The sequence below is a fragment of the Corynebacterium sp. p3-SID1194 genome, from assembly GCF_025144155.1.
In the GTDB taxonomy this organism is placed as follows: domain Bacteria; phylum Actinomycetota; class Actinomycetes; order Mycobacteriales; family Mycobacteriaceae; genus Corynebacterium.
Genome location: NZ_JALXWY010000011.1, coordinates 1 through 18,315, shown reverse-complemented (window position 1 = coordinate 18,315; position 18,315 = coordinate 1). Strand labels below are relative to the sequence as shown.

Genomic DNA, 18,315 nt, shown 5'->3' with positions numbered 1-18,315 from the left:
GTGTTTTCCGAGCGCCCTCCTTATTCATTGCCCGCCGAACATCTGCGATCCGAGGCCGATGACCACGGGCGCGAGCCCAAGGACGAAGAAGGCCGGGAGAAAGAATGCGGCGAGCGGGATGCTGATGAGGACCCCTGCGCGTTCGGCAGCTGCGGTCGCATCAGAGGCGGCCTCCTCGCGGAGGTCGGCCACGATGCGGTCGCACCCGTCGGCGACAGCTGAGCCGGATGTGTGGGACAAGGTGACCAGCGATGCGAGTTCCTCGCACCCGGGCACTCCGTCCAGCGGGGACCACGCCCGTTCGGGTTCGACCCCGAGGTCGTGGTACGCCACCACCCGCCGCCATTTGTCGGCGAGCGGCGAGGGCGTGCCCCCGCCCACGTGCCCCGCTGTGCCGTAGCTGTCGGCGACCGCCCCCGCGGCGGCGGAGACGGGCAGCCCGGCGCGGAAGCACGCGGCGAACAGCTCGATGTCGCTGGCGATGCGGTGCCTGTCGGGCGGGCCGTCGCGCGGGGCCTTCGGGGTGTGAGCGGCCGCGGTGGTGTGCGGCGTCAGGCGGCTGTGCGGGCGAGCGGCAGGCGGTAGCGCGAGGGCGGCACCGAGGAAAAAGGCGGTGGATAGGCTGATCATGCGGCGGCCCTCCCGATGATGAATTGCGAGGTGTAGAACCCGGCGCACACCAGGGCTGTGCCGCCGAGCAGGAGCAGGCTGCCGAGGCCGCCGCCGGTGAGCAGCGCGACGGGGCGGGCACCCATCGCCTGGCCCATGAGGATTCCGGCGAGGGGAAGAACGGAGAGCACGACGGCGGTGGCGCGTGGTCCGGCAAGGGCCGCGGACGTCGTTTGCCGGTGACGCAGGGCATTGTCTATGCGCGAGCGGGCGCTATCTAGCAGGTCAGCCATGGGAATTCCGAGGCGGGTAGATAAGAGCCAGAGGGTGCCGGCGTCGCGGAGTTCAGCCACGGGCGAGTCGGCGAGCACCGAGGCACCGTTGCCGCCGCGGCGCGCGTGGGCGGCGGCGCGTCCGAGTTCACGGGCGAGGTCAGCGGGGGTGCTGTCGCGAAGCTGGTCGGCGGCGCGGGCGCAGGCGTCGGCGACCGTGGACCCGGCGCGGAGGGCGGCGACGAGGTGGCCGAGGTACGTCGCGGTCGCTTCGAGTCGGGCGACGGCGGCTTTCGCGCGTCGTGCCCGCACGACAGTGTGTGCGCATGTCGCACACGCCACGCCCGCGGCGAGGACGACGAGTAGCCGGTCTGTGGCCAGAACAATGGGGGCCGCCAGCGCGGACAGCACAGGCAGCAATGCGGCGAGGTTCCGTGCGCGGGGAGCGGACTCGGCGGGCCCGACGCGGCGGACCGGGTGCGCGGGAGCGAGGGCGAAAGCGGCAGCGAGCAGCAGCGGAGTCATGCGGCGACCCCCAGTTCGCGCAGCAGCGCGTCGTAACCGTCGCCCGGGCCGGTGTCGGCATCCCACACCACACGCGGGACCACGGGGTTGCCGTCCAGCACGCCGATCTGGTGGACGCGCCGCACCCCGTCGGAGCCACGACGCATCACCACGACGACATCGACGGCGGCGGCTAGCTGCGAGTGCAGCGCCTCACGGCCGAGGCCACCGAGCACGGCGAGTGCCTCCAGGCGCGCAGGAACTTCCTCAATCGAATTCGCGTGGACGGTGCCCGCGCCGCCGTCGTGCCCGGTATTGAGCGCCGCGAGCAGATCGACGACCTCGGCACCGCGGATCTCCCCCACCACAATCCTGTCGGGGCGCATGCGCAGCGACTGTCGCAGCAGGTCAGCGATGGTGATCTCGCCCGCACCCTCCGCATTCGCGCCGCGCGAGGTCAGATTCACCACGTGCGGGTGCGCGGGCGTGAGCTCGACGGTGTCCTCGATCGCCACGATGCGCTCGTGCGCCGCGACCTCCGCCAGCATCGCCGCGAGCAGCGTCGTCTTGCCCGTTCCGGTTCCGCCGACAACGAGAAAAGCTTTCCGCTTATCGACGATCCCCTTAAGCACCCCCGCCCTTTCCCCGTCCACTCCTCCCGAGGCCTGAATCTGGTCCAAGGTGGCTGTCTTATTCCGGAGCACGCGCAACGACATGCAGGTCCCGCAGTTCGCGGTGGGGGAAAGGACGGCGTGGAAACGTAGAACAGTGCCGTCGTCACGCGAAATGTGGCCGTCGGCGAAGGGACGCGCATCGTCGAGACGGCAACCGCAACTGCTAGCGAGCCGTGTCGCCAAACGCCTGACCTCCGCTTCCCCACTGAGTGTGAGACTGGCGCGTTCCAGTCCGCGGCCGCGGTCGAAAAAGATGTCGTCGGGGCCGTTGACACAGATATCCGTGACCCCGTCTTGGGCCAGCACCTGCTCGAGCGGGCCGATCCCGACCGTCTCATCCCGTAGTGCCCTCATAATGTCCAACACGTCGAGGTCGCTGATCACCACCGCTTCTTCGCGGATCAGTGCCGCGAGCTCCGCCGGGGAATTCTGCGCCGGATCTTCCGCGAGGCGGCGCTGCACCTTCGCCACAATCGATGCCTTATCCATTGGCGGCCTCCAGCACCTTTTCCGCCGCGGCGGCCAGCGGAGAAGGCAAACGCACTGGCAGCCCGTCGACTTCGCACGTGCGCACCAGCCGCGGCAGGTGCTTGACTTCCGCGACCACATCCGCGCCAGCCACCCGCTCGACTTCCTGCGCGCTCAACCCCGACCAACCGCGATGCCGCAGCACCAGCGACACCGGGGTATTCGCCGCACGGCACTCCGCGCTGATCAGCGCCGCTGCCGCCGCTGCCCGCACTTCCCCGGGCACGACGACGAAGGTGTGGTCGCACCGGTTCGGAAGCGCGTCCGGTGGTGCGTCCACCACTGTGAGCCCGCCGGCGCCCAGGACCGTGGTCACACGGTCCACTTCCGTACGAAGACTCTTCGCTGCTGCGGCAGGCACCGTCGTCCTCGCGCAGGTGAGCACCGCGATCCCGTCCCTGGTTCGGGGTAGCGCCTGGCGGAGCTGTGCCCGGTCGACGGACCCCTCCCCGATCTCGATCTCGCCCCACCGCGCACCGATCTCTTCCTCCACGCCCAGCAGCAGATCGAGCCCGCCGGAATAACGGTGGGCATCCACCACCACCGGGTCTGCGTCCTGCGATGCCGCCCGGGCTACCGCCGCCGCGAACGTGGACGTTCCAACACCGCCGGCAGCGCCCACGAACGACAGGACAGTGCCCGCGCTTGACCGCGACTGGGGTGCTGCTGCCCCGTGCTTTTCATTCCTCGCGGCCAGCGCGAGCCTTCCCAACGCCTTGAGCAGGTCGGCCGCCTGCGCGGGAAGAATGAACGCATCCGAATCAGCGCCGGCATCGGCATCAGTGTCGCCGCGCAGGAGGAAAACACCAGAGCGCGGGGGAAGGGCGTCGAGGTCGGGGGCGCGGGCGACGTCGATAAGCACGGCGAATGCGCGCGAATAATGACGCACGAGGTCGTCCGGGCCCCGCGAATCAATGATCGGGCGGCCTGTCGCTGCCGCGAGGTGCGTGGCTTCAGGGTGGAGCAAAGCGTCATCGACGGCAATGAGAATAGGTGCTGTTTCGCTGGTCATGGCTTCACCTTCGCCCAGCGCACACGCCTGCTCAAGGGACAGGTGGCAACCCTGTGGATAACCCCGGTTTAGCGGGACACGTCACCAAAAAGCTGTGGAAATAGGGGGCGGCCCGCGCTATCGGGGGGTGCGCGCGGGCCGCCGTTACCCGGCCACAAGGGGGGGTAGGGCCGGGGCCGGCCGCACTGTATATCGGGGCCGTGCGCGGATAATTATGGCATACGGGCACAACCAAACACAATGACGACTCGGCGATGATCGAACTATTCTTCGACCGGGCACATGTGCTGGGGGCGTAGACTATCCCCATGACAGATTCAGGTGCCGAACACCGCGTCTCACCCGGAGCAGATTCCGGTCGCGTCGCGGCGTTTTTCGACCTGGACAAAACGATCATCGCCACCTCGTCCGCATTCGCATTCGGCCGCGGGTTCCTCGACAACGGCATGATCACGCGCACCGACGCGCTCGAGCTCTTCCTCACAAAAACGTCGTACTTGCTCAACGGGCAGTCGAGCTCCAAGATGGACGCCACGCGCGACCGCCTCGCCGATATGGTCTCCGGGTGGCCCGTCGCCGACGTGCGGCGCGTCGTCGCCGAGACCATGAACACAGTGGTCACCCCCGCCATCTACAGCGAGGCGCGCGAACTCATCGAATGGCACCGCGACCGTGGCCACGACATCGTCATCCTGTCGGCGTCGGCGTCTCTGCTGGTGGAGCCCATCGCGCAGGAGTTGGGCATCGACCGGGTCGTCGCCACCGAGATCGAAATCGTCGACGGCAAACTCACCGGGGAAATCACGCGCTACCTCAAGGGGGAACAAAAAGCGGAGGAGATGCGGGAGCTCGTCGAAAGCCAGGACTACGACCTTGCGGCGAGCTACGCGTACTCAGATTCGCTTACCGACGTCCCCATGCTCTCCCTCGTCGGCCACCCCGTCGCCGTCAACCCTGAACGCGGCTTGAAAAAGCACGCCGCCGAACATGGCTGGGACACGCGTGTATTCAAAAACCCCGAGCCTCTCTTCGACCCGCCCGGCGCGAAAGAAATCGGTATCGGCGCAGGTGTCGTCGTCACCGTGACCGCATTGACCGCCTTTGGGATTTGGCTGGCGCAACGAGGCCGCGGCGGGGCGACCTCATAATGTGCTGTGCGTTACTATAAGATCCGGTACAACTGACGATTAAGCTGCGCACCCTGCGCACTGAGGAAGGTTTCAGAAATGAGCGACAAGGGTCTGTACACCAGCGGGTCGACGAGCTACAAAGCCAAGGTCGATTCCATCCCGCTCCGCGACACAGACGTGACCCAGCCGGGAAGCGACTCCCTGGGCACCCTGGTGTCCAACGCGACCGAGCAGGTCTCCAGCCTGGTCCGCAGCGAAATCGAACTGGCTAAGACCGAGGTCGTCGGCGAAGCGAAGAAAGCCGCGATCGGCTCCGGCATGCTCGTTGCCGCAGGTGTCGTGGCAGCATTTTCGTCCTTCTTCTTTTTCTTCTTCCTGGCCAAGCTGATTGCCCTGTGGACGAATGACGCCTGGGGCTTCGGCATCGTCTTTTTGATCATGATCATCACCGCGGGCATCCTCGCCCTGATCGGTGTGAAGCGCTTCAAGGCCATGAGCAAGCCGGAAAAGACCATCAACTCCGTCAACGAGCTGAAGAACCTCGTCCCGGGCCAGGCGCAGAAGAACCTGGAGAAGGACACCTCGGAGCTCTACACCTCCTACGGCACCGGCTCCACCGTCCCGCGCACCGCGGGCGGCTCCACGAAGGTCAACTAAGCGCCGCGCACGACCGCGTGCATGGCAAGCGCCCAGGACAACGCGTCCCGGGCGCTTTTTCATGAACCATGAATTCCCAGCCGGTTTCCCCGAAGACGATCGCCCTCGACGGACCATACGAGCACGTCTGGCTGCACACGCGCGGCATCCGCTTGCATGCGGCGGTAGCAGGTGATCCGCGCGACCCCCTCGTCGTGCTCGTCCACGGGACATTCGGCGCATGGGTGGATTTCCGCCGCGTCATCGCACCGCTCGCCGAACGCGGTTTCCGCGTGGCGGCGATGGACATGCGCGGTTACGGCATGTCGGACAAACCTCCAGCTCGAGCGGGCGACCCGACGCGCATCGCGGCGGGCGATATCGCGGGGGCGATCACGGCGCTAGGCCACGACCGCGCGCACATCGTCGGCCACGACACGGGCGGCGCGATCGCCTGGGTGTTCGCGGGCATGTACCCGGAACGCACGGCCAGCCTCGTATCCGTCTCCGCGGCGCACCCGGGCGATATGCGCGCGCATCTGCGTGCCCGGCCGTGGGAATTGATGTTCATGCTGGTCCGCGTGGCTGTGGGGCGTCTGCCGATCGGGGTGCACCACGCCTGTGCCCGACTCCTCCCGCGGGTGTGGCGCCGCGAATTGGCGCTCAACACAACCCCCGGTTTCGCGGGCACATCCGAATTCGAAGACGCGCTACAGCTGCGCATCCGCGCCGCACGCATCGACAACGCCCTGCGTGGCATCGTCCGCAACACGCGCATGCTCACCGCCTCACGCCAAACGCGCACGCTTATCGACGCCCCCACTCTCCTCCTCCACCCCCGCCAGTCCGTCTGGGCGCGCATCGACACCCGGGCCGCAAAACGCCTGGCAACCCCACCTACCACCGGCACTGTCGCGGGTACGAAAAACGTGCCGCACGTGGAGAACCCGCAGGGTTTCGTGGCTGCACTCGCCGCATTCTTGCCCTAAGACACACACGCCTGCGTATCGACGGGCTCTGTCAGCCCCTCATACTCCCCCACGACCAGCTCCATCTGGCAGACCGTGAGCGCATATCCCGTCTCATGGCCGTCGACGGCCGTGCCGAACACCACGCCGAGGACCTCCCCCGCCGGGGAAAGCAGCGGCCCGCCCGAATTACCTTGGCGGATGCTGCCGCGCAGCGTGAACGCTTCTCGCTCGGTGCGGCCTGTCGCGTAGATATTCGGCCCCGAAATATTGAGCCGCTCGCGCACGCGCACGGGCGAAACCGTGAACGGCCCGTTACCGGGAAAGCCCACGACCATCGCGTCGTCGCCGCTTTTCGCTGTACCCGGCGACGACCGCAGCGGCTCGAGCCCCAGGTTAGGCACGTGCAGCACCGCGATGTCCACCTCCGGGTCGTACAGGACCACTGTCGCGCGCTTGAGCCCCAGCACCGTGTCCAACTCCACGGTCTCGGTGCCGGCGACGACGTGCGCGTTCGTCACCACATAATCCGGCGCCGACACGAATCCCGACCCCGACAACCTGCGTCGGCAGCTCTCCGCATCCCCCACCACGTGCACGATGCTGGCGCGCACCTCCTCGACGACGCCCTCGTCGATGCTCGCAGGGTCCGGAGCCTCCACCTCCGCGCCGCCTCCGTGGAAGGGAGAAACCAAGGGGGGAAGGCCGGTGACGTCGATAAGCCGTGCAATGTGCTCCGGCGCCTTATTACCCCACTCGGGCACGACGCTGTCGATCGCGCCGAGGATGCGCGAACCTCGGACCGCGCTACCCAGCGGCCCGCCGACGTTCGCCGCGACGGGAACCGCCACGACCCACGCCACAACGACCGCCATGATGAGCTGCAGCAGCGCCCCCAAGGCCGAATCCCACGCCTGCGTCGACTTCGAGCGCAACCTGTCGCGCAGCGCCGCACCCACCGTCGCGCCGACAATATTGCCGACGCCGACGAACGTGACGACCGTGGCGAGAAGGAGCAGCACGCGCATGCTCGCCACATCGGACACGCTCACCAAAAGCCCTGCCGCCCCGAGGCCCACCACGAGCCCCGCCACAACGCCGAGAACCGCGAACACCGACGAAAACGCCCCCTGCCGCAGGCCGCCCGCGAGCGCCGCGCCAAAGAGCACGACGAGAACGAGGTCGACGATGAGAGCGGTCATGGGGAGTCACCCTACGCGCCGGGCGCGCTAAAACCCATGTCCCTCGCCGTTGCGCGACGCACGCAGCGCCTTCCGCAGATCCACGGCGTCCTTATGCTCCCAGGGCTCTTCCCAGCCCGCTTCGCGGATCATCACTGCGAGCAGCGACGCCGTGAACCCCCACACGACGTAGCCGCCCACGTCGAAAGCGGGCCCCGACCAGCCCAGTCGCGCGACGCGGAAGCGGTTGTCTGGGTCGATCAGCTGCTCGAGGTCCACGAAGAAGACGTCGTCGTTTTCCTCGGGGCTGGCGCACCACACGTCGCCTGGGTCCTCCGCGTACGCGAGCACCGGATTCACCGGGTGGCCCGACGGGCCGACGGCGATGGACTCGAGCACGGCCAGCGTCTCCACGCGCGACGGTTCCAGGCCCGTTTCCTCGTGCGCTTCACGCAGCGCGGCGTCGACGGGGCCTGCGTCGTCCGGTTCCAGGCGTCCGCCGGGAAAGGCCATTTGGCCCGAGTGATTGCGCAGCGTCGGGGTGCGGTGCGTCAGCAGAATCCGCGCGTCTTGCGGCAGCTCCCGCGCCTGCGCATCGCCCGTGAAACACATCAGCACCGCCGACCTGCGCGGTTTCCGCGACGCGAGCCGCATGTGCCCCTGCATCTTGTTCACCAGCTTCGCGTTGCCCGGCGCCGACAGCACGCCAGCCAGCCCATCCAGCCACTGCGCCATCTACAGCACCTCCTCGACAGCTTCCGCAATTTCGCTTGACGACGACAAAGCCCTCCCCACGACCCCCACCTTCTCCTCTCCCCGGAAGACGACCGTCACCGGAACGACCCCCGGCAACCCCAACTCCCCAGCGAAAGCATTCTCACTGTCCTGGTAGCTCGGCAGGTCGATTCCGAGATCGTTCAGCAGTGCTGCCCCATTCGCCGCATTCGTGTCCGCATGCACCCCCACCACTGTGTATTTCGGGTGCTCCTTCGCGAATTCCTCGAGTGCCGGCAGCTCTTCCCGGCACGGCTCGCACCACCACGCCCACACATTCGCGACCGTGATTTCCTGTGCGGTGTCCCCGCTGTCCCCTCCCCCGAGACACGGCAGATCCACCGAGCCGACGCTCCCGCCTGGGCAGTCCGGGCGAGCCGGAACCTCATGTTCTCCCACGGCCTCTTCCGCCGGCTCGTCCGCAGGCCGCAACAACGACACCGCTGCCACCACCACGAGTGCCGTCACTGCCGCCAGCACCACAACGCTCAGCCAGACCTGCTTTTTCACTCGCGGCTCTCCCCCACCATCGAGAGGATGTGGTCGCGCTCCGTGCCCGTCACCAGCTTCTCCGCCTCGGTCCACCCGATGGGTCCCGCCTGACCGAACGACGGACAGTCATATGCCAACGGGCACGCCCCGCACGCAGCCTTCCGTGCATGGCACACCCGTCGACCGCAGAAAATGATCCGGTGCGAGAACATCGTCCACTCCCGCTTCTCGATCATCTCCCCGATCGCCTCCTCAATCGCCACCGGATCCTTCTCGTCCGTCAGCCCCAACCGGTGCACCAACCGCTGAAAGTGCGTGTCCACCGTCAAGCCCGGCAACCCGAACGCATTGCCCCGCACCACGTGTGCCGTCTTCCGGCCCACGCCAGGCAATTTCACCAAGTCCTCGATCGCCACTGGCACCTCGCCGCCGAACTCGGCCACCAGCTTCTCCCCGATCCCCTTTAAATGCCCCGCCTTCGCACGGTAAAACCCGACCGGCTTAATGATGCTCTCCAGTTCGGCGGGGTCAGCCGCGGCGTAGGCCGCGGCCGTCGTAAAGCGTGCAAAAAGCTCGGGCGTGACGCTGTTGACCCGCACGTCTGTCGTCTGCGCACTCAACATCGTCGCCATAAGTAACTCGAGCGGCGTCGAAAAATCCAGCTCAGCATGCGCATCCGGGAACATGGCCGCTAACGTCCGATTGATCCTCCGCGCGCGACGCGTACGCCCCAAGTCCGTCTCCGCACCCTTTGCCGCCGGATGCGAACCCGGCCGACGAAACCGCTGCGGCGTCCTCGAAGCAGAAGCAGACATGGCGTTCACTATACTGGGCACATATGTTGAGCACTCTCCTCGCGCTACTCGCACCCGCATTCCTCGCCGTCTTCCTCGTCGGCATGGAACGCCTCGAAATCGCCGTCGTCCACACCGACGCATAACTACGCCAAACGACTCATAGCGAGATGCTAGGGTGGACCATTGTGACATGGCCCGCGAGCTGAGATTCCGGTGACCAACTCCACACGGACCAAAAAATACAAGGAGCTTCGATGCAAAGCGTGCAGGAAACACTGTCCCGCGCCGGGATCTTCCAGGGAGTAGACCCCGATGCAGTGGTCAACCTGATCTCACAGATGCAGACGGAGTCGTTCCCCCGCGGCACCACCATCTTCGACGAAGGTGAGCCCGGCGACACCCTCTTCATCATCATCGAGGGCAAAGTGAAGCTCGCCCGCCACGCCCCCGACGGCCGCGAGAACCTCCTGTCCGTCATGGGCCCCTCCGATATGTTCGGCGAACTGTCCATCTTCGACCCGGGCCCCCGCACCTCGTCCGCCGTATGCGTCACCGAGGTCAAAGCCGCCACCATGGACTCCGAGATGCTCCGCACGTGGATCAACGATCACCCGGAGATCTCCCAGCAGCTCCTCCGCGTCCTCGCGCGCCGCCTGCGCCGCACCAACGCGTCGCTCGCCGACCTCATCTTCACCGACGTCCCCGGCCGCGTCGCCAAGACGCTCCTGCAGCTCGCGAACCGCTTCGGTATCCAGGAAGGCAGCGGCCTCCGTGTCAACCACGACCTCACCCAGGAAGAGATCGCCCAGCTCGTCGGCGCTTCCCGCGAGACCGTGAACAAGGCCCTCGCCACCTTCGCCCAGCGCGGCTGGATTCGCCTCGAGGGTAAGTCCGTCGTCATCGTCAACACCGAGCACCTCGCGCGCCGCGCACGCTAATCGACGCCGCTTTCCCTGGTTTTCGCCCGTTTTTCACACCCTGTGACCTGCCCGTTTAGGCGATGTCTACTGAAGTAGACATCGTTTCGTAGACGATGGGTTGCGGGGCGTTTAACGTTTGTGTCATGAACCAATTCGCGGCGCATGTGGGCGCAGGCAATGCTATCGACCTGCTGGGTAGTTTCAACGCCCAGCAGCTTGTCGACGCCGGCGCCAACCCCACCCGCGTTGCCGATTGGAAAGGCGTCTACGAGGTCTACTACGGAAAGACCCGGTTTTCCCGCCAGCAGGCTAATGCTGTTCGTGTTGCCCGCCAGACTGCGAAGTCACTGGATCAGTTGGTGCTCATTGAGCAACGAGTCCGCAAGTTGGGTACCGAGAAGGAGAAGTGGAAGATCCGCCTGGCGTTGTTGTCTGTGCGCGGGAACTACGAGACGTTGAAACGCCGCGCCAAAGACATCGTCCCCGAGGTGGATACACCCGCTCCTGAGTCGTCGGTGCGGTTTGGTAAGGAGCGGAAAGGTAAACGCACTTTTAGTGCTACTGGTGATGCGCGTGATATCGCTGCTCTTGAGTACGCCCTGCGCCGAAACCTGGATGCTAATCGTCCTGAGGGTCCGCAGATGTACGAAGCATTCCACGACCTGCTGCACAGCGATGGTGCTGTCGCTGATGCTGTCCCACGCCCATTGGTCCAGATCCCGCTGGCGGATTACATCAAGATCCTTGGCGGCCAGGGCGATGACACCATCCTGGGGCTATCTGATGGCACGACGATGACTGGTGCGGAGTACTTGGCGCACCATCACTCCAAAGACCTTGAGGTGGCACTGTTCCACCCGCAGGCAGGTCCGGTGAACCTGTACAGCACGAAGCGGTTCGCTAATAAGAAACAACGGGACCTCGCCCGGGCAACACTGACGACGTGTCCTGTGCCGGATTGTCGGCATGCTGCTGATAACTGCGAGGTCCACCACATTGAACCGTGGGCCCGCGGTGGGCCGACGAACATGAATAACCTGTCGGTGTTGTGCAGGTATCACAACCGCACCAACGACGATGACCCCGACAGGAACAACAGGGGTCGAATACAGGTGCGCGATGGGACACCGACATGGATCTCACCGCGCGGAACACCAGTGGCGAACAGCACACACCAATACGGTGCGATGCACCTACTGTTCGGGAAATAGCGAAAAGGCCGCAGACACAGTCTGACCACGCACATCGCGTGAATCAGGCATGTCCACGGCCACTTCCGCACGCCCAAAAGTCGATTCCTAGTCGAAGGTCTCCCTTTTCTTCCACTTCCTGAACGCGATGAACCTGCGCACCATCACGGCCACAACAACAAGCAGCGCGCATGGCGTGACAATAAACCAATAACTCTCTACGAGAACGCACACGAGTGCCACGTCGAAGATGAGGACTGCGAGGAAGATGTCCCACCTGAAATTGTTGACCTTGACGTTCAAGAGGGGCAGGAAGACAATCCACCAGATAGTGATTAACACGATCGCCGGGATGTACATGAAAACTGCGGCGAAACCAGCATCAGTACCGGTCTCCGACATATCGACAGCAGAGGCGACCGCGAGGAAGAAGACAACTGCAAACTCGATCGTCGGCCACTTGAGTATCCCGCAGTCGCGCAAGCGCGGCGGTAAGGATACCTCCGAAAAGCTCAGTTCCGGATCGTCATAGTGTTCCATGCAGGAAGTATATACAAAAGCGAAAACGGGCCCCTTGGGAAAAAGGGGCCCGTCGCGGGGTATGCGGCTTAGTTCTTGCCGTCGAGGTAACGCAGTGCGACGCGGGTGGACTGCTCAGCGGCGCCGCGGAGGACGGGGTCGACGTCGTCATACATTGCGTCGACAAGCTCGTTGATGCTCAGATCCGTTCCGCGCTCTTCGCGCACCTTGCGGATCTGATCGAGGCGGTAGTTACGGCGGTCGATGTACTTGCGCGCGAACTCAGAGAGATCTGCGCCCTCCGGACCGTGGCCCGGCAGCAACGTGATGCCCGTGCCCTCTTCTTCGAGCTTGGCCAGCGACTCCAGGTAGGCGCCAAGGTCACCATCGGTCTCGGAAATCATCGTGGTGTGGCGACCGGCGATCGTGTCACCAGTGACGATACCTTCAAGCTCCGACGACTCCGGGTCGCCCGAGTAGATGTAGAACGACACCGAATCGCGCGTGTGGCCTGGAGTGTGCACGACCTTGATGCGGGGAGTGACACCATCGACGGCGATGACCTCGCCGTCTTCGAGTGGTTCGCCGCCGATGCAGTAGCGCTCGTCGAACGCGCGAACCTCAACGCCGGTGAGCTGGCGGAAGCGCTGGGCACCGTCCGCGTGGTCGTGGTGGCGGTGCGTCAACAGCACCAGCGCCACCTTGTCTGCGGCGGACTGCAGAACATTGAGGTGGCCTTCATCCTCCGGGCCCGGATCGATGACGATGCTGAATTCGTCTTCCGGGGCGCGGATGACCCAGGAGTTCGTGCCTTCCAATGCGGCGTAGCTGGGATTGGGAGCCAGCACGACAGCGGCGGAGGGAGTGACAGGACGCAGTTGGCTGTAGGCAGGATGCTGCATGCCTTCAACCCTACCGTCAATAGGCAGGATGTGTAATTCGGCGGCGAGGGCGGTTAGGCGCCCGCGACCTCGACGATGAGCTCGACTTCAACTGGGGCGTCGAGCGGGAGGACGGCGACGCCGACTGCGCTACGCACGTGGGCGCCCGCGTCGCCGAAGATCGCGCCGATAAGGTCGGAAGCGCCATTGACGACGCCCGGTTGTCCCGCGAACCCGACGTCCGACGCCACGTAGCCCACAACTTTGACCACCCGTTCGATCTTGTCGATGCCGACAAGATCATCCACAGCAGCCAACGCGTTCAACAGCGCGGTGCATGCGAGACCGTACGCGTTATCGGGGTCGACGTCCGCGCCGACCTTGCCGGTGGCGGGCAGCTCGCCGTCGACGAACGGAAGCTGGCCGGAGGTCCACACCTGGTTTCCCACTCGGGTCGCGGGGACGTACGCGGCGACGGGCGCCGCGACCGCTGGGAGCTCGATGCCCAGTTCAGCGAGGCGCCCGCTCGGCGACGTCGACGCTGCAGCCATTAGAGCTCCCGCTTCATGTAGGCGACGACATTCTCCGGGTTCGGGCCGGGAGTGACAGCGACGAGCTCCCAGCCGTCTTCACCCCAAGTGTCCAGGATCTGCTTTGTTGCGTGTGTGAGCAGCGGAACTGTTGCGTATTCCCATTTCTTCATGGGCACCACCCTACAGGCCGATAATCTCGCGGCCCTCCGCCAAGTGCTCCGCCCAATCAGTGACGTGGGGGTTCTTGCGCAGGACGGCGCGGCGCTGGCGTTCAGTCAGGCCTCCCCACACGCCGAATTCAACCTTGTTGTCGAGGGCGTCAGCGCGGCATTCCATCTGGACGGGGCAGCTGCGGCAGATAGCTGCGGCTTTGCGCTGCTCGGCACCGCGGACAAAGAGGGCGTCGGGATCGCCGGAGCGGCAGACCGCCATGGTGACCCACTCGCCACGTTCGAAGGACCTCTCGGAGTCTACGGAGGAGCGCTGTCGTACTTGCTGCCCAAGTCGTAGGGCAGAGCTTGCATTTTCCAGTGCGCGGTTTCTGATCGTAGTGGTCACCACAGTCTCCTTCCGGCCGTTATACCTATGCGTTATCAGCAGGGCTGCTATCACCATGCTGTCCCTATGTAAGTGTATTCACGCGCGCAGTTTTTTGTCGAATAGATCACACACGTGGGGGTAGGTGGTGATTCCGCTGACGGACTAAAGGCCGTAGTGTAAGTGAGGTGTCTGCGCTAAGTTCCCTGGGAAAACTGCTCGTCGGCCTGTTGGCGGCGGGCCTCGGCATCGCGCTGTGCCTTGCCCCCGCGGCGGGAATCGGCGGGGCTGCAGTAACGCGTGTCGACGACACGATGCAGTCCAATCTCGCCGACCTCACCGACGGCACTGCACCCGGTGTCACGACGATCACCGACACCAACGGCGTCCCGATAGCGTGGATGTACGCGCAACGGCGCTACGAGGTGGAGCCCAACGAGATCTCCCAGTCCGCGAAGGATGCCCTGGTCGCTATTGAGGACCGTCGGTTCTACGAGCATGACGGCGTCGATATGCAAGGCTTCGCCCGCGCAATGGTGAAAAATGTTCTCGCTGGCGGCGTGGAGGAAGGCGCGTCCACGATCGACCAGCAGTACGTAAAGAACTACCTGTTGCTCGTCAACGCCGACACGACGGAAGAACAGTCGGCGGCCGTGGAGCAGTCAATTCCACGCAAGCTGCGCGAAATGCGCATGGCCTCGGACCTGGACAAGCAGCTGTCCAAAGAGGAGATTCTGGCGCGGTATTTGAATCTGGTGTCTTTCGGCAACCACTCGTACGGCATTGAGGCGGCGGCGCGCACGTACTTCGACACGTCGGCCGCAAAGCTAACGGTGCCGCAGTCGGCGCTGCTGGTCGGCATGCTGCAGTCGTCGGAAATGCTGAATCCGTACACGAATCCGGACGGCGCGAAGGAACGACGCAACACAGTGCTCCAGGCGATGGTGGGGTCGGGCTACCTCAGCCAGGCTGACGCGGATAAGTACGCGAGCGAGCCACTCGGCGTGCTCGACGAGCCGGCGCTCCTACCCCACGGCTGCATCACCGCAGGTGGCGCGGGCTTCCTCTGCGACTACGCGCTGCGCTACCTCACGGACAAAGGTCTGAGCATGGAGGAAATCGAGCGCGGCGGCTACACCATCACGACGACGCTCGACCCCGAGGTACAGGAGATCGCCCACGAAGCCGCGACGAGCGCCGTGAACAAGGGACAGCCGGGCGTGGCGGAGGTCATCAACGTGGTACAGCCGGGCAAGGAAAGCCACGATATCTTGGCGATGACATCGTCACGCGATTACGGCCTCGACCAGGACGAAAGCCAGACGGTCCTGCCTCAGACGTCGACGTTGGTGGGCAACGGCGCCGGCTCGGTGTTCAAGATTTTCGCGGCCGCGGCAGCACTAGAGAACGGCTACAACTTGGAGTCCAAGCTCGAGGTGCCGGACCGCGCGGTGGTCTACGGCATGGGCGAAGGCGGCGCGCGCAATTGCCCGGCGGGGGCGTACTGCGTGGAAAACGCCGGCAAGTACCCGGGCGAGATGACACTGCGGGACGCGTTGGCGAAGTCGCCGAACACACCGTTCGTGAAGCTGATCGAGAGCGTAGGTGTGGAGCCGACCGTCGATATGGCTGTACGTCTCGGCCTGCGTTCGTACGAGGACCAGGGCACATTCGACGGGGAGAATTCGATCGCGGACTATTTCCGCCAGAACAACCTCGGTTCGTTCACGCTGGGCCCGACGGCGGTGAATCCGCTGGAGCTCTCCAACGTGGCTGCCACGCTCGCCTCCGAAGGCATGTGGTGCGAGCCGAATCCGATCAAGAGCGTCGTGGACCGTTACGGCGACGAGGTCGCCATCGACCGCCCGGATTGCGAGCAGGCGGTGGAGCCGGAGCTCGCAGCCGGACTCGCGGGAGGCATGGCAGAAGACGCTGTATCGGGCACCGCGAAGAAGGCTGCGGAAGCGACGGGCTGGCGCGGCGCGGTCGCGGCGAAGACGGGCACGACGGAGTCGCACCAGTCGTCGGCGTTCCTCGGGTTCAACAAGAAGGTCGCGGCCGCGACGTATATCTATAACGACGGCACACAGACCACCCCGCTGTGCACGGGCCCTGTGCGCCAATGCTCGAACGGGTCGCTGTTCGGTGGCCAGGAGGCGGCGCATTCGTGGTTCCGGATGGCGAACCAGATTCCGGGCGCGCAGGATGCGGGGCTTCCGGATCCGAGCCCGCTGTTCGACCCGAAGGCGCGCGACGAGCTGCTCAAGCGGGCTGTGGGGATGAATAAGGACGATGCGCGAAAGATGCTCGAGGACGCCGGGTTCCGGGTCCGCGAGACGACGAAGTCGGACACGGATGCACCTCGCGACCAGGTCGTGGACACCCGCTCGGCCGAGGACGCAGGGCCAGGTTCGACCATCACGCTCGTCGTTTCCGACGGTTCCAAAAAACGCGTATCGACGACCCCCAGCACCCCTTCTGCCTCCCCCACTTCCCCAGCAGCCGAGGCGGAAGAAGAGCCCGCCCCCGAAGAAGTCGATCTGGGACAGCTCGCCGACGAGTTGGCGAACCTCTTCCGCTAGGAGAGGCGCTCTTTCACCACGGCAGAAAGACGCTTGCCGTCGGCGCGACCGGCGGCCTTCTCCGTGGCGAGCTTCATGACCTGACCCATTTCCTTCATGGAGGTGGCGCCGGTCTGGGAAATGGCGTCGTCGATAAGCTCTGCAAGCTCAGCGTCGTCAAGCTGCTTTGGCTGGTACCCCTCGAGGACCGCAACCTCTGCAAGCTCCGCGTCCGCGAGCTCCTGGCGGCCGTTGTCCGCGTACACCTGCGCGGACTCGCGACGCTTCTTGATCTCGCGCGCCACGACCTTCAGCACTTCCTCATCCGTCAGCTCGTGCTTCGTGCCCTCCGTCTCTTCCGTCTGGATCGCAGCGAGCAGCATACGGATCGTGCCCGTACGCTCCTTCTCCTTCGACTTCATTGCTTCTTTCAAGTCAGCGCGAATCTGATTCTTCAAATCACTCATGTCCACGAGCGTAGCGCGACAGGGGCGGTACCCTCGGAGCAATGACCACAAAGCACTCAACCCGCACCGTGCTGCGGCGCGTCGGACTCGCCGCCGCAACTGGCCTCGCCCTCGGCGCCGCGACCTTCGCGTACGGCGTCAGCGAGCTCACCAAATTCCGGCTCAAGCAGTACGAACTGCCGATCCTCCCCGCAGGCGCCGACCCCTTCACCATCCTCCACGTCGCCGACCTGCACATGATCCCCGGCCAAAAGACCAAGATCGCGTGGGTGTCCGCCCTCGACGCACTCAACCCCGACCTCGTGGTCAACACCGGCGACAACCTGTCCGACGCCCGCGCCGTCCCCGACGTGCTTGCCGCATTGGGCCCGCTGCTTTCGCGCCCCGGTGTCTTCGTATTCGGCACCAACGACTACTGGGCACCGCGCCTGGTCAACCCGCTGAAATACCTGCTCGACCAGAAACGCGAACCCAGCTACGTCGACCTGCCGTGGAAAGGCATGCGCGCCGCCTTCATCGAGCACGGCTGGCGTGACGCCACCCACCAGCGCCTCGAATTCAAAGCCGGCGGCCTGCGGCTTGCCGTCACCGGCACCGATGACCCCCACCACGACCTCGACGATTACGATTCCGTCGCCGGCGCGCCCAACCGCGACGCCGACCTCGCGATCGGTGTCACACACGCCCCCTACCGCCGCGTCCTCGACCGCTTCGCCGCCGACGGATACGCCTTGGCCTTGGCCGGCCACACCCACGGCGGGCAAATTTGCCTGCCAGGCGAACGCGCCATCGTCACCAACGCCGACATCGACCGTGAGCGCGCCTCCGGTCTTCACCGTTACGGCGACATGTGGCTCGAAGTCTCCAATGGTTTGGGTACCTCGAAATTCGCGCCCGTGCGTATCTTCTGCCGGCCGTCCGCTGCCCTGCTGACGCTCACTCCTCGCGAGGACGAGCCGGCCGGTTAAGCGCGCCATAGCCCTGCCCAACAGGCGTTTTGGAGCTTGCGGGGGCGTGGACTAAAGTATCCCGGGTACTCAATAAGTGCACCGGGATATGGCGCAGCTTGGTAGCGCGCTTCGTTCGGGACGAAGAGGTCGCAGGTTCAAATCCTGTTATCCCGACCAACT

At 65.1% G+C, this 18,315-nt stretch carries 21 protein-coding genes and 1 tRNA gene; 8 read left to right on the top strand and 14 right to left on the bottom strand.

All coding sequences use genetic code 11. The features are described from left to right. Positions 1 to 24: 24 nt before the first annotated feature. From M3G19_RS08115 to ssd, 4 genes are read right to left on the bottom strand one after another with little or no spacing between them, the layout of a single operon-like run. The gene (locus tag M3G19_RS08115; RefSeq protein WP_259902112.1) at positions 25 to 630 is read right to left on the bottom strand and encodes a type II secretion system F family protein; all 606 of its coding nucleotides are present in this window, start codon (positions 628 to 630) and stop codon (positions 25 to 27) included. Further along, positions 627 to 1,406, bottom strand: coding sequence for a type II secretion system F family protein (locus M3G19_RS08110; RefSeq protein WP_259902111.1), 780 nt, complete (start codon positions 1,404 to 1,406; stop codon positions 627 to 629). Before M3G19_RS08110 ends, M3G19_RS08115 begins: the two co-directional genes overlap by 4 nt. Continuing rightward, on the bottom strand, positions 1,403 to 2,548 hold the full coding sequence (locus tag M3G19_RS08105) for a TadA family conjugal transfer-associated ATPase (RefSeq protein WP_259902109.1): 1,146 nt from the start codon (positions 2,546 to 2,548) through the stop codon (positions 1,403 to 1,405). The genes M3G19_RS08110 and M3G19_RS08105 overlap by 4 nt, the downstream gene beginning before the upstream one ends. Further along, entirely contained in the window at positions 2,541 to 3,599 is a 1,059-nt protein-coding gene (ssd, locus tag M3G19_RS08100; RefSeq protein ID WP_259902108.1) for a septum site-determining protein Ssd, read from the bottom strand. Before ssd ends, M3G19_RS08105 begins: the two co-directional genes overlap by 8 nt. 308 nt (positions 3,600 to 3,907) lie before the next feature. Between ssd and M3G19_RS08095 the strand changes: the two genes are divergently transcribed. The 3 genes from M3G19_RS08095 to M3G19_RS08085 all read left to right on the top strand — a co-directional run bounded on the left by M3G19_RS08095 (position 3,908) and on the right by M3G19_RS08085 (position 6,354). Beyond that, complete coding sequence (locus M3G19_RS08095) at positions 3,908 to 4,747, top strand: HAD family phosphatase (RefSeq protein WP_259902107.1); 840 nt, start codon at positions 3,908 to 3,910, stop codon at positions 4,745 to 4,747. A gap of 78 nt (positions 4,748 to 4,825) precedes the next feature. Next, a complete protein-coding gene (locus tag M3G19_RS08090; protein ID WP_259902106.1) occupies positions 4,826 to 5,386 on the top strand; it encodes a phage holin family protein in 561 nt (186 codons plus the stop codon). A gap of 68 nt (positions 5,387 to 5,454) precedes the next feature. Beyond that, positions 5,455 to 6,354, top strand: coding sequence for an alpha/beta fold hydrolase (locus tag M3G19_RS08085; RefSeq protein WP_259902104.1), 900 nt, complete (start codon positions 5,455 to 5,457; stop codon positions 6,352 to 6,354). Here M3G19_RS08085 and M3G19_RS08080 read toward each other — a convergent pair. From M3G19_RS08080 to nth, 4 genes are read right to left on the bottom strand one after another with little or no spacing between them, the layout of a single operon-like run. Further along, positions 6,351 to 7,535: a MarP family serine protease gene (locus tag M3G19_RS08080; RefSeq protein ID WP_259902103.1), complete on the bottom strand. Its 1,185-nt coding sequence runs from the start codon at positions 7,533 to 7,535 to the stop codon at positions 6,351 to 6,353. The two genes, M3G19_RS08085 and M3G19_RS08080, sit on opposite strands and share 4 nt — an antisense overlap. A gap of 27 nt (positions 7,536 to 7,562) precedes the next feature. Further along, the gene (locus tag M3G19_RS08075) at positions 7,563 to 8,249 is read right to left on the bottom strand and encodes a CoA pyrophosphatase (RefSeq protein ID WP_210575357.1); all 687 of its coding nucleotides are present in this window, start codon (positions 8,247 to 8,249) and stop codon (positions 7,563 to 7,565) included. Further along, a complete protein-coding gene (locus tag M3G19_RS08070; protein WP_259902102.1) occupies positions 8,250 to 8,798 on the bottom strand; it encodes a TlpA disulfide reductase family protein in 549 nt (182 codons plus the stop codon). Beyond that, on the bottom strand, positions 8,795 to 9,595 hold the full coding sequence (gene nth, locus M3G19_RS08065) for an endonuclease III (RefSeq protein WP_259902101.1): 801 nt from the start codon (positions 9,593 to 9,595) through the stop codon (positions 8,795 to 8,797). The genes M3G19_RS08070 and nth overlap by 4 nt, the downstream gene beginning before the upstream one ends. Positions 9,596 to 9,831: 236 nt before the next feature. On the opposite strand from nth, the gene glxR reads away from it, so the two are divergent. After that, on the top strand, positions 9,832 to 10,515 hold the full coding sequence (gene glxR, locus M3G19_RS08060) for a CRP-like cAMP-activated global transcriptional regulator GlxR (protein WP_259902100.1): 684 nt from the start codon (positions 9,832 to 9,834) through the stop codon (positions 10,513 to 10,515). 125 nt (positions 10,516 to 10,640) lie between these two features. Continuing rightward, positions 10,641 to 11,708 (top strand): HNH endonuclease signature motif containing protein, encoded by a 1,068-nt coding sequence (locus M3G19_RS08055; RefSeq protein ID WP_259902099.1) that lies wholly within the window; start codon positions 10,641 to 10,643, stop codon positions 11,706 to 11,708. Positions 11,709 to 11,795: 87 nt separating this feature from the next. Here the strand turns inward: M3G19_RS08055 and M3G19_RS08050 are convergent, their stop codons facing one another. From M3G19_RS08050 to M3G19_RS08030, 5 genes are all read right to left on the bottom strand, one after another. Further along, the gene (locus M3G19_RS08050; RefSeq protein ID WP_259902098.1) at positions 11,796 to 12,227 is read right to left on the bottom strand and encodes a hypothetical protein; all 432 of its coding nucleotides are present in this window, start codon (positions 12,225 to 12,227) and stop codon (positions 11,796 to 11,798) included. Between the two features lie 68 nt (positions 12,228 to 12,295). Continuing rightward, positions 12,296 to 13,108 carry an MBL fold metallo-hydrolase gene (locus M3G19_RS08045; RefSeq protein WP_259902097.1) on the bottom strand — a complete coding sequence of 271 codons (813 nt, stop codon included), beginning with the start codon at positions 13,106 to 13,108 and terminating at the stop codon, positions 12,296 to 12,298. A gap of 53 nt (positions 13,109 to 13,161) precedes the next feature. Further along, positions 13,162 to 13,638, bottom strand: a complete 477-nt coding sequence (locus M3G19_RS08040; RefSeq protein WP_259902096.1) for a RidA family protein — start codon at positions 13,636 to 13,638, stop codon at positions 13,162 to 13,164. After that, positions 13,638 to 13,790, bottom strand: a complete 153-nt coding sequence (locus tag M3G19_RS08035) for a DUF4177 domain-containing protein (RefSeq protein WP_087117007.1) — start codon at positions 13,788 to 13,790, stop codon at positions 13,638 to 13,640. Before M3G19_RS08035 ends, M3G19_RS08040 begins: the two co-directional genes overlap by 1 nt. Before the next feature lie 10 nt (positions 13,791 to 13,800). Next, positions 13,801 to 14,178, bottom strand: coding sequence for a WhiB family transcriptional regulator (locus M3G19_RS08030; RefSeq protein ID WP_396121771.1), 378 nt, complete (start codon positions 14,176 to 14,178; stop codon positions 13,801 to 13,803). 167 nt (positions 14,179 to 14,345) lie between these two features. On the opposite strand from M3G19_RS08030, the gene M3G19_RS08025 reads away from it, so the two are divergent. Next, entirely contained in the window at positions 14,346 to 16,739 is a 2,394-nt protein-coding gene (locus tag M3G19_RS08025; RefSeq protein WP_259902095.1) for a penicillin-binding protein, read from the top strand. Here M3G19_RS08025 and M3G19_RS08020 read toward each other — a convergent pair. Continuing rightward, on the bottom strand, positions 16,736 to 17,185 hold the full coding sequence (locus M3G19_RS08020; RefSeq protein ID WP_259902094.1) for a GatB/YqeY domain-containing protein: 450 nt from the start codon (positions 17,183 to 17,185) through the stop codon (positions 16,736 to 16,738). The two genes, M3G19_RS08025 and M3G19_RS08020, sit on opposite strands and share 4 nt — an antisense overlap. A 41-nt stretch (positions 17,186 to 17,226) precedes the next feature. Here M3G19_RS08020 and M3G19_RS08015 point away from each other — a divergent pair, with 41 nt between their 5' ends. After that, on the top strand, positions 17,227 to 18,153 hold the full coding sequence (locus M3G19_RS08015) for a metallophosphoesterase (protein WP_259902093.1): 927 nt from the start codon (positions 17,227 to 17,229) through the stop codon (positions 18,151 to 18,153). A gap of 82 nt (positions 18,154 to 18,235) precedes the next feature. Next, positions 18,236 to 18,312: transfer RNA gene (locus M3G19_RS08010), tRNA-Pro, on the top strand. Positions 18,313 to 18,315 lie beyond the last annotated feature (3 nt).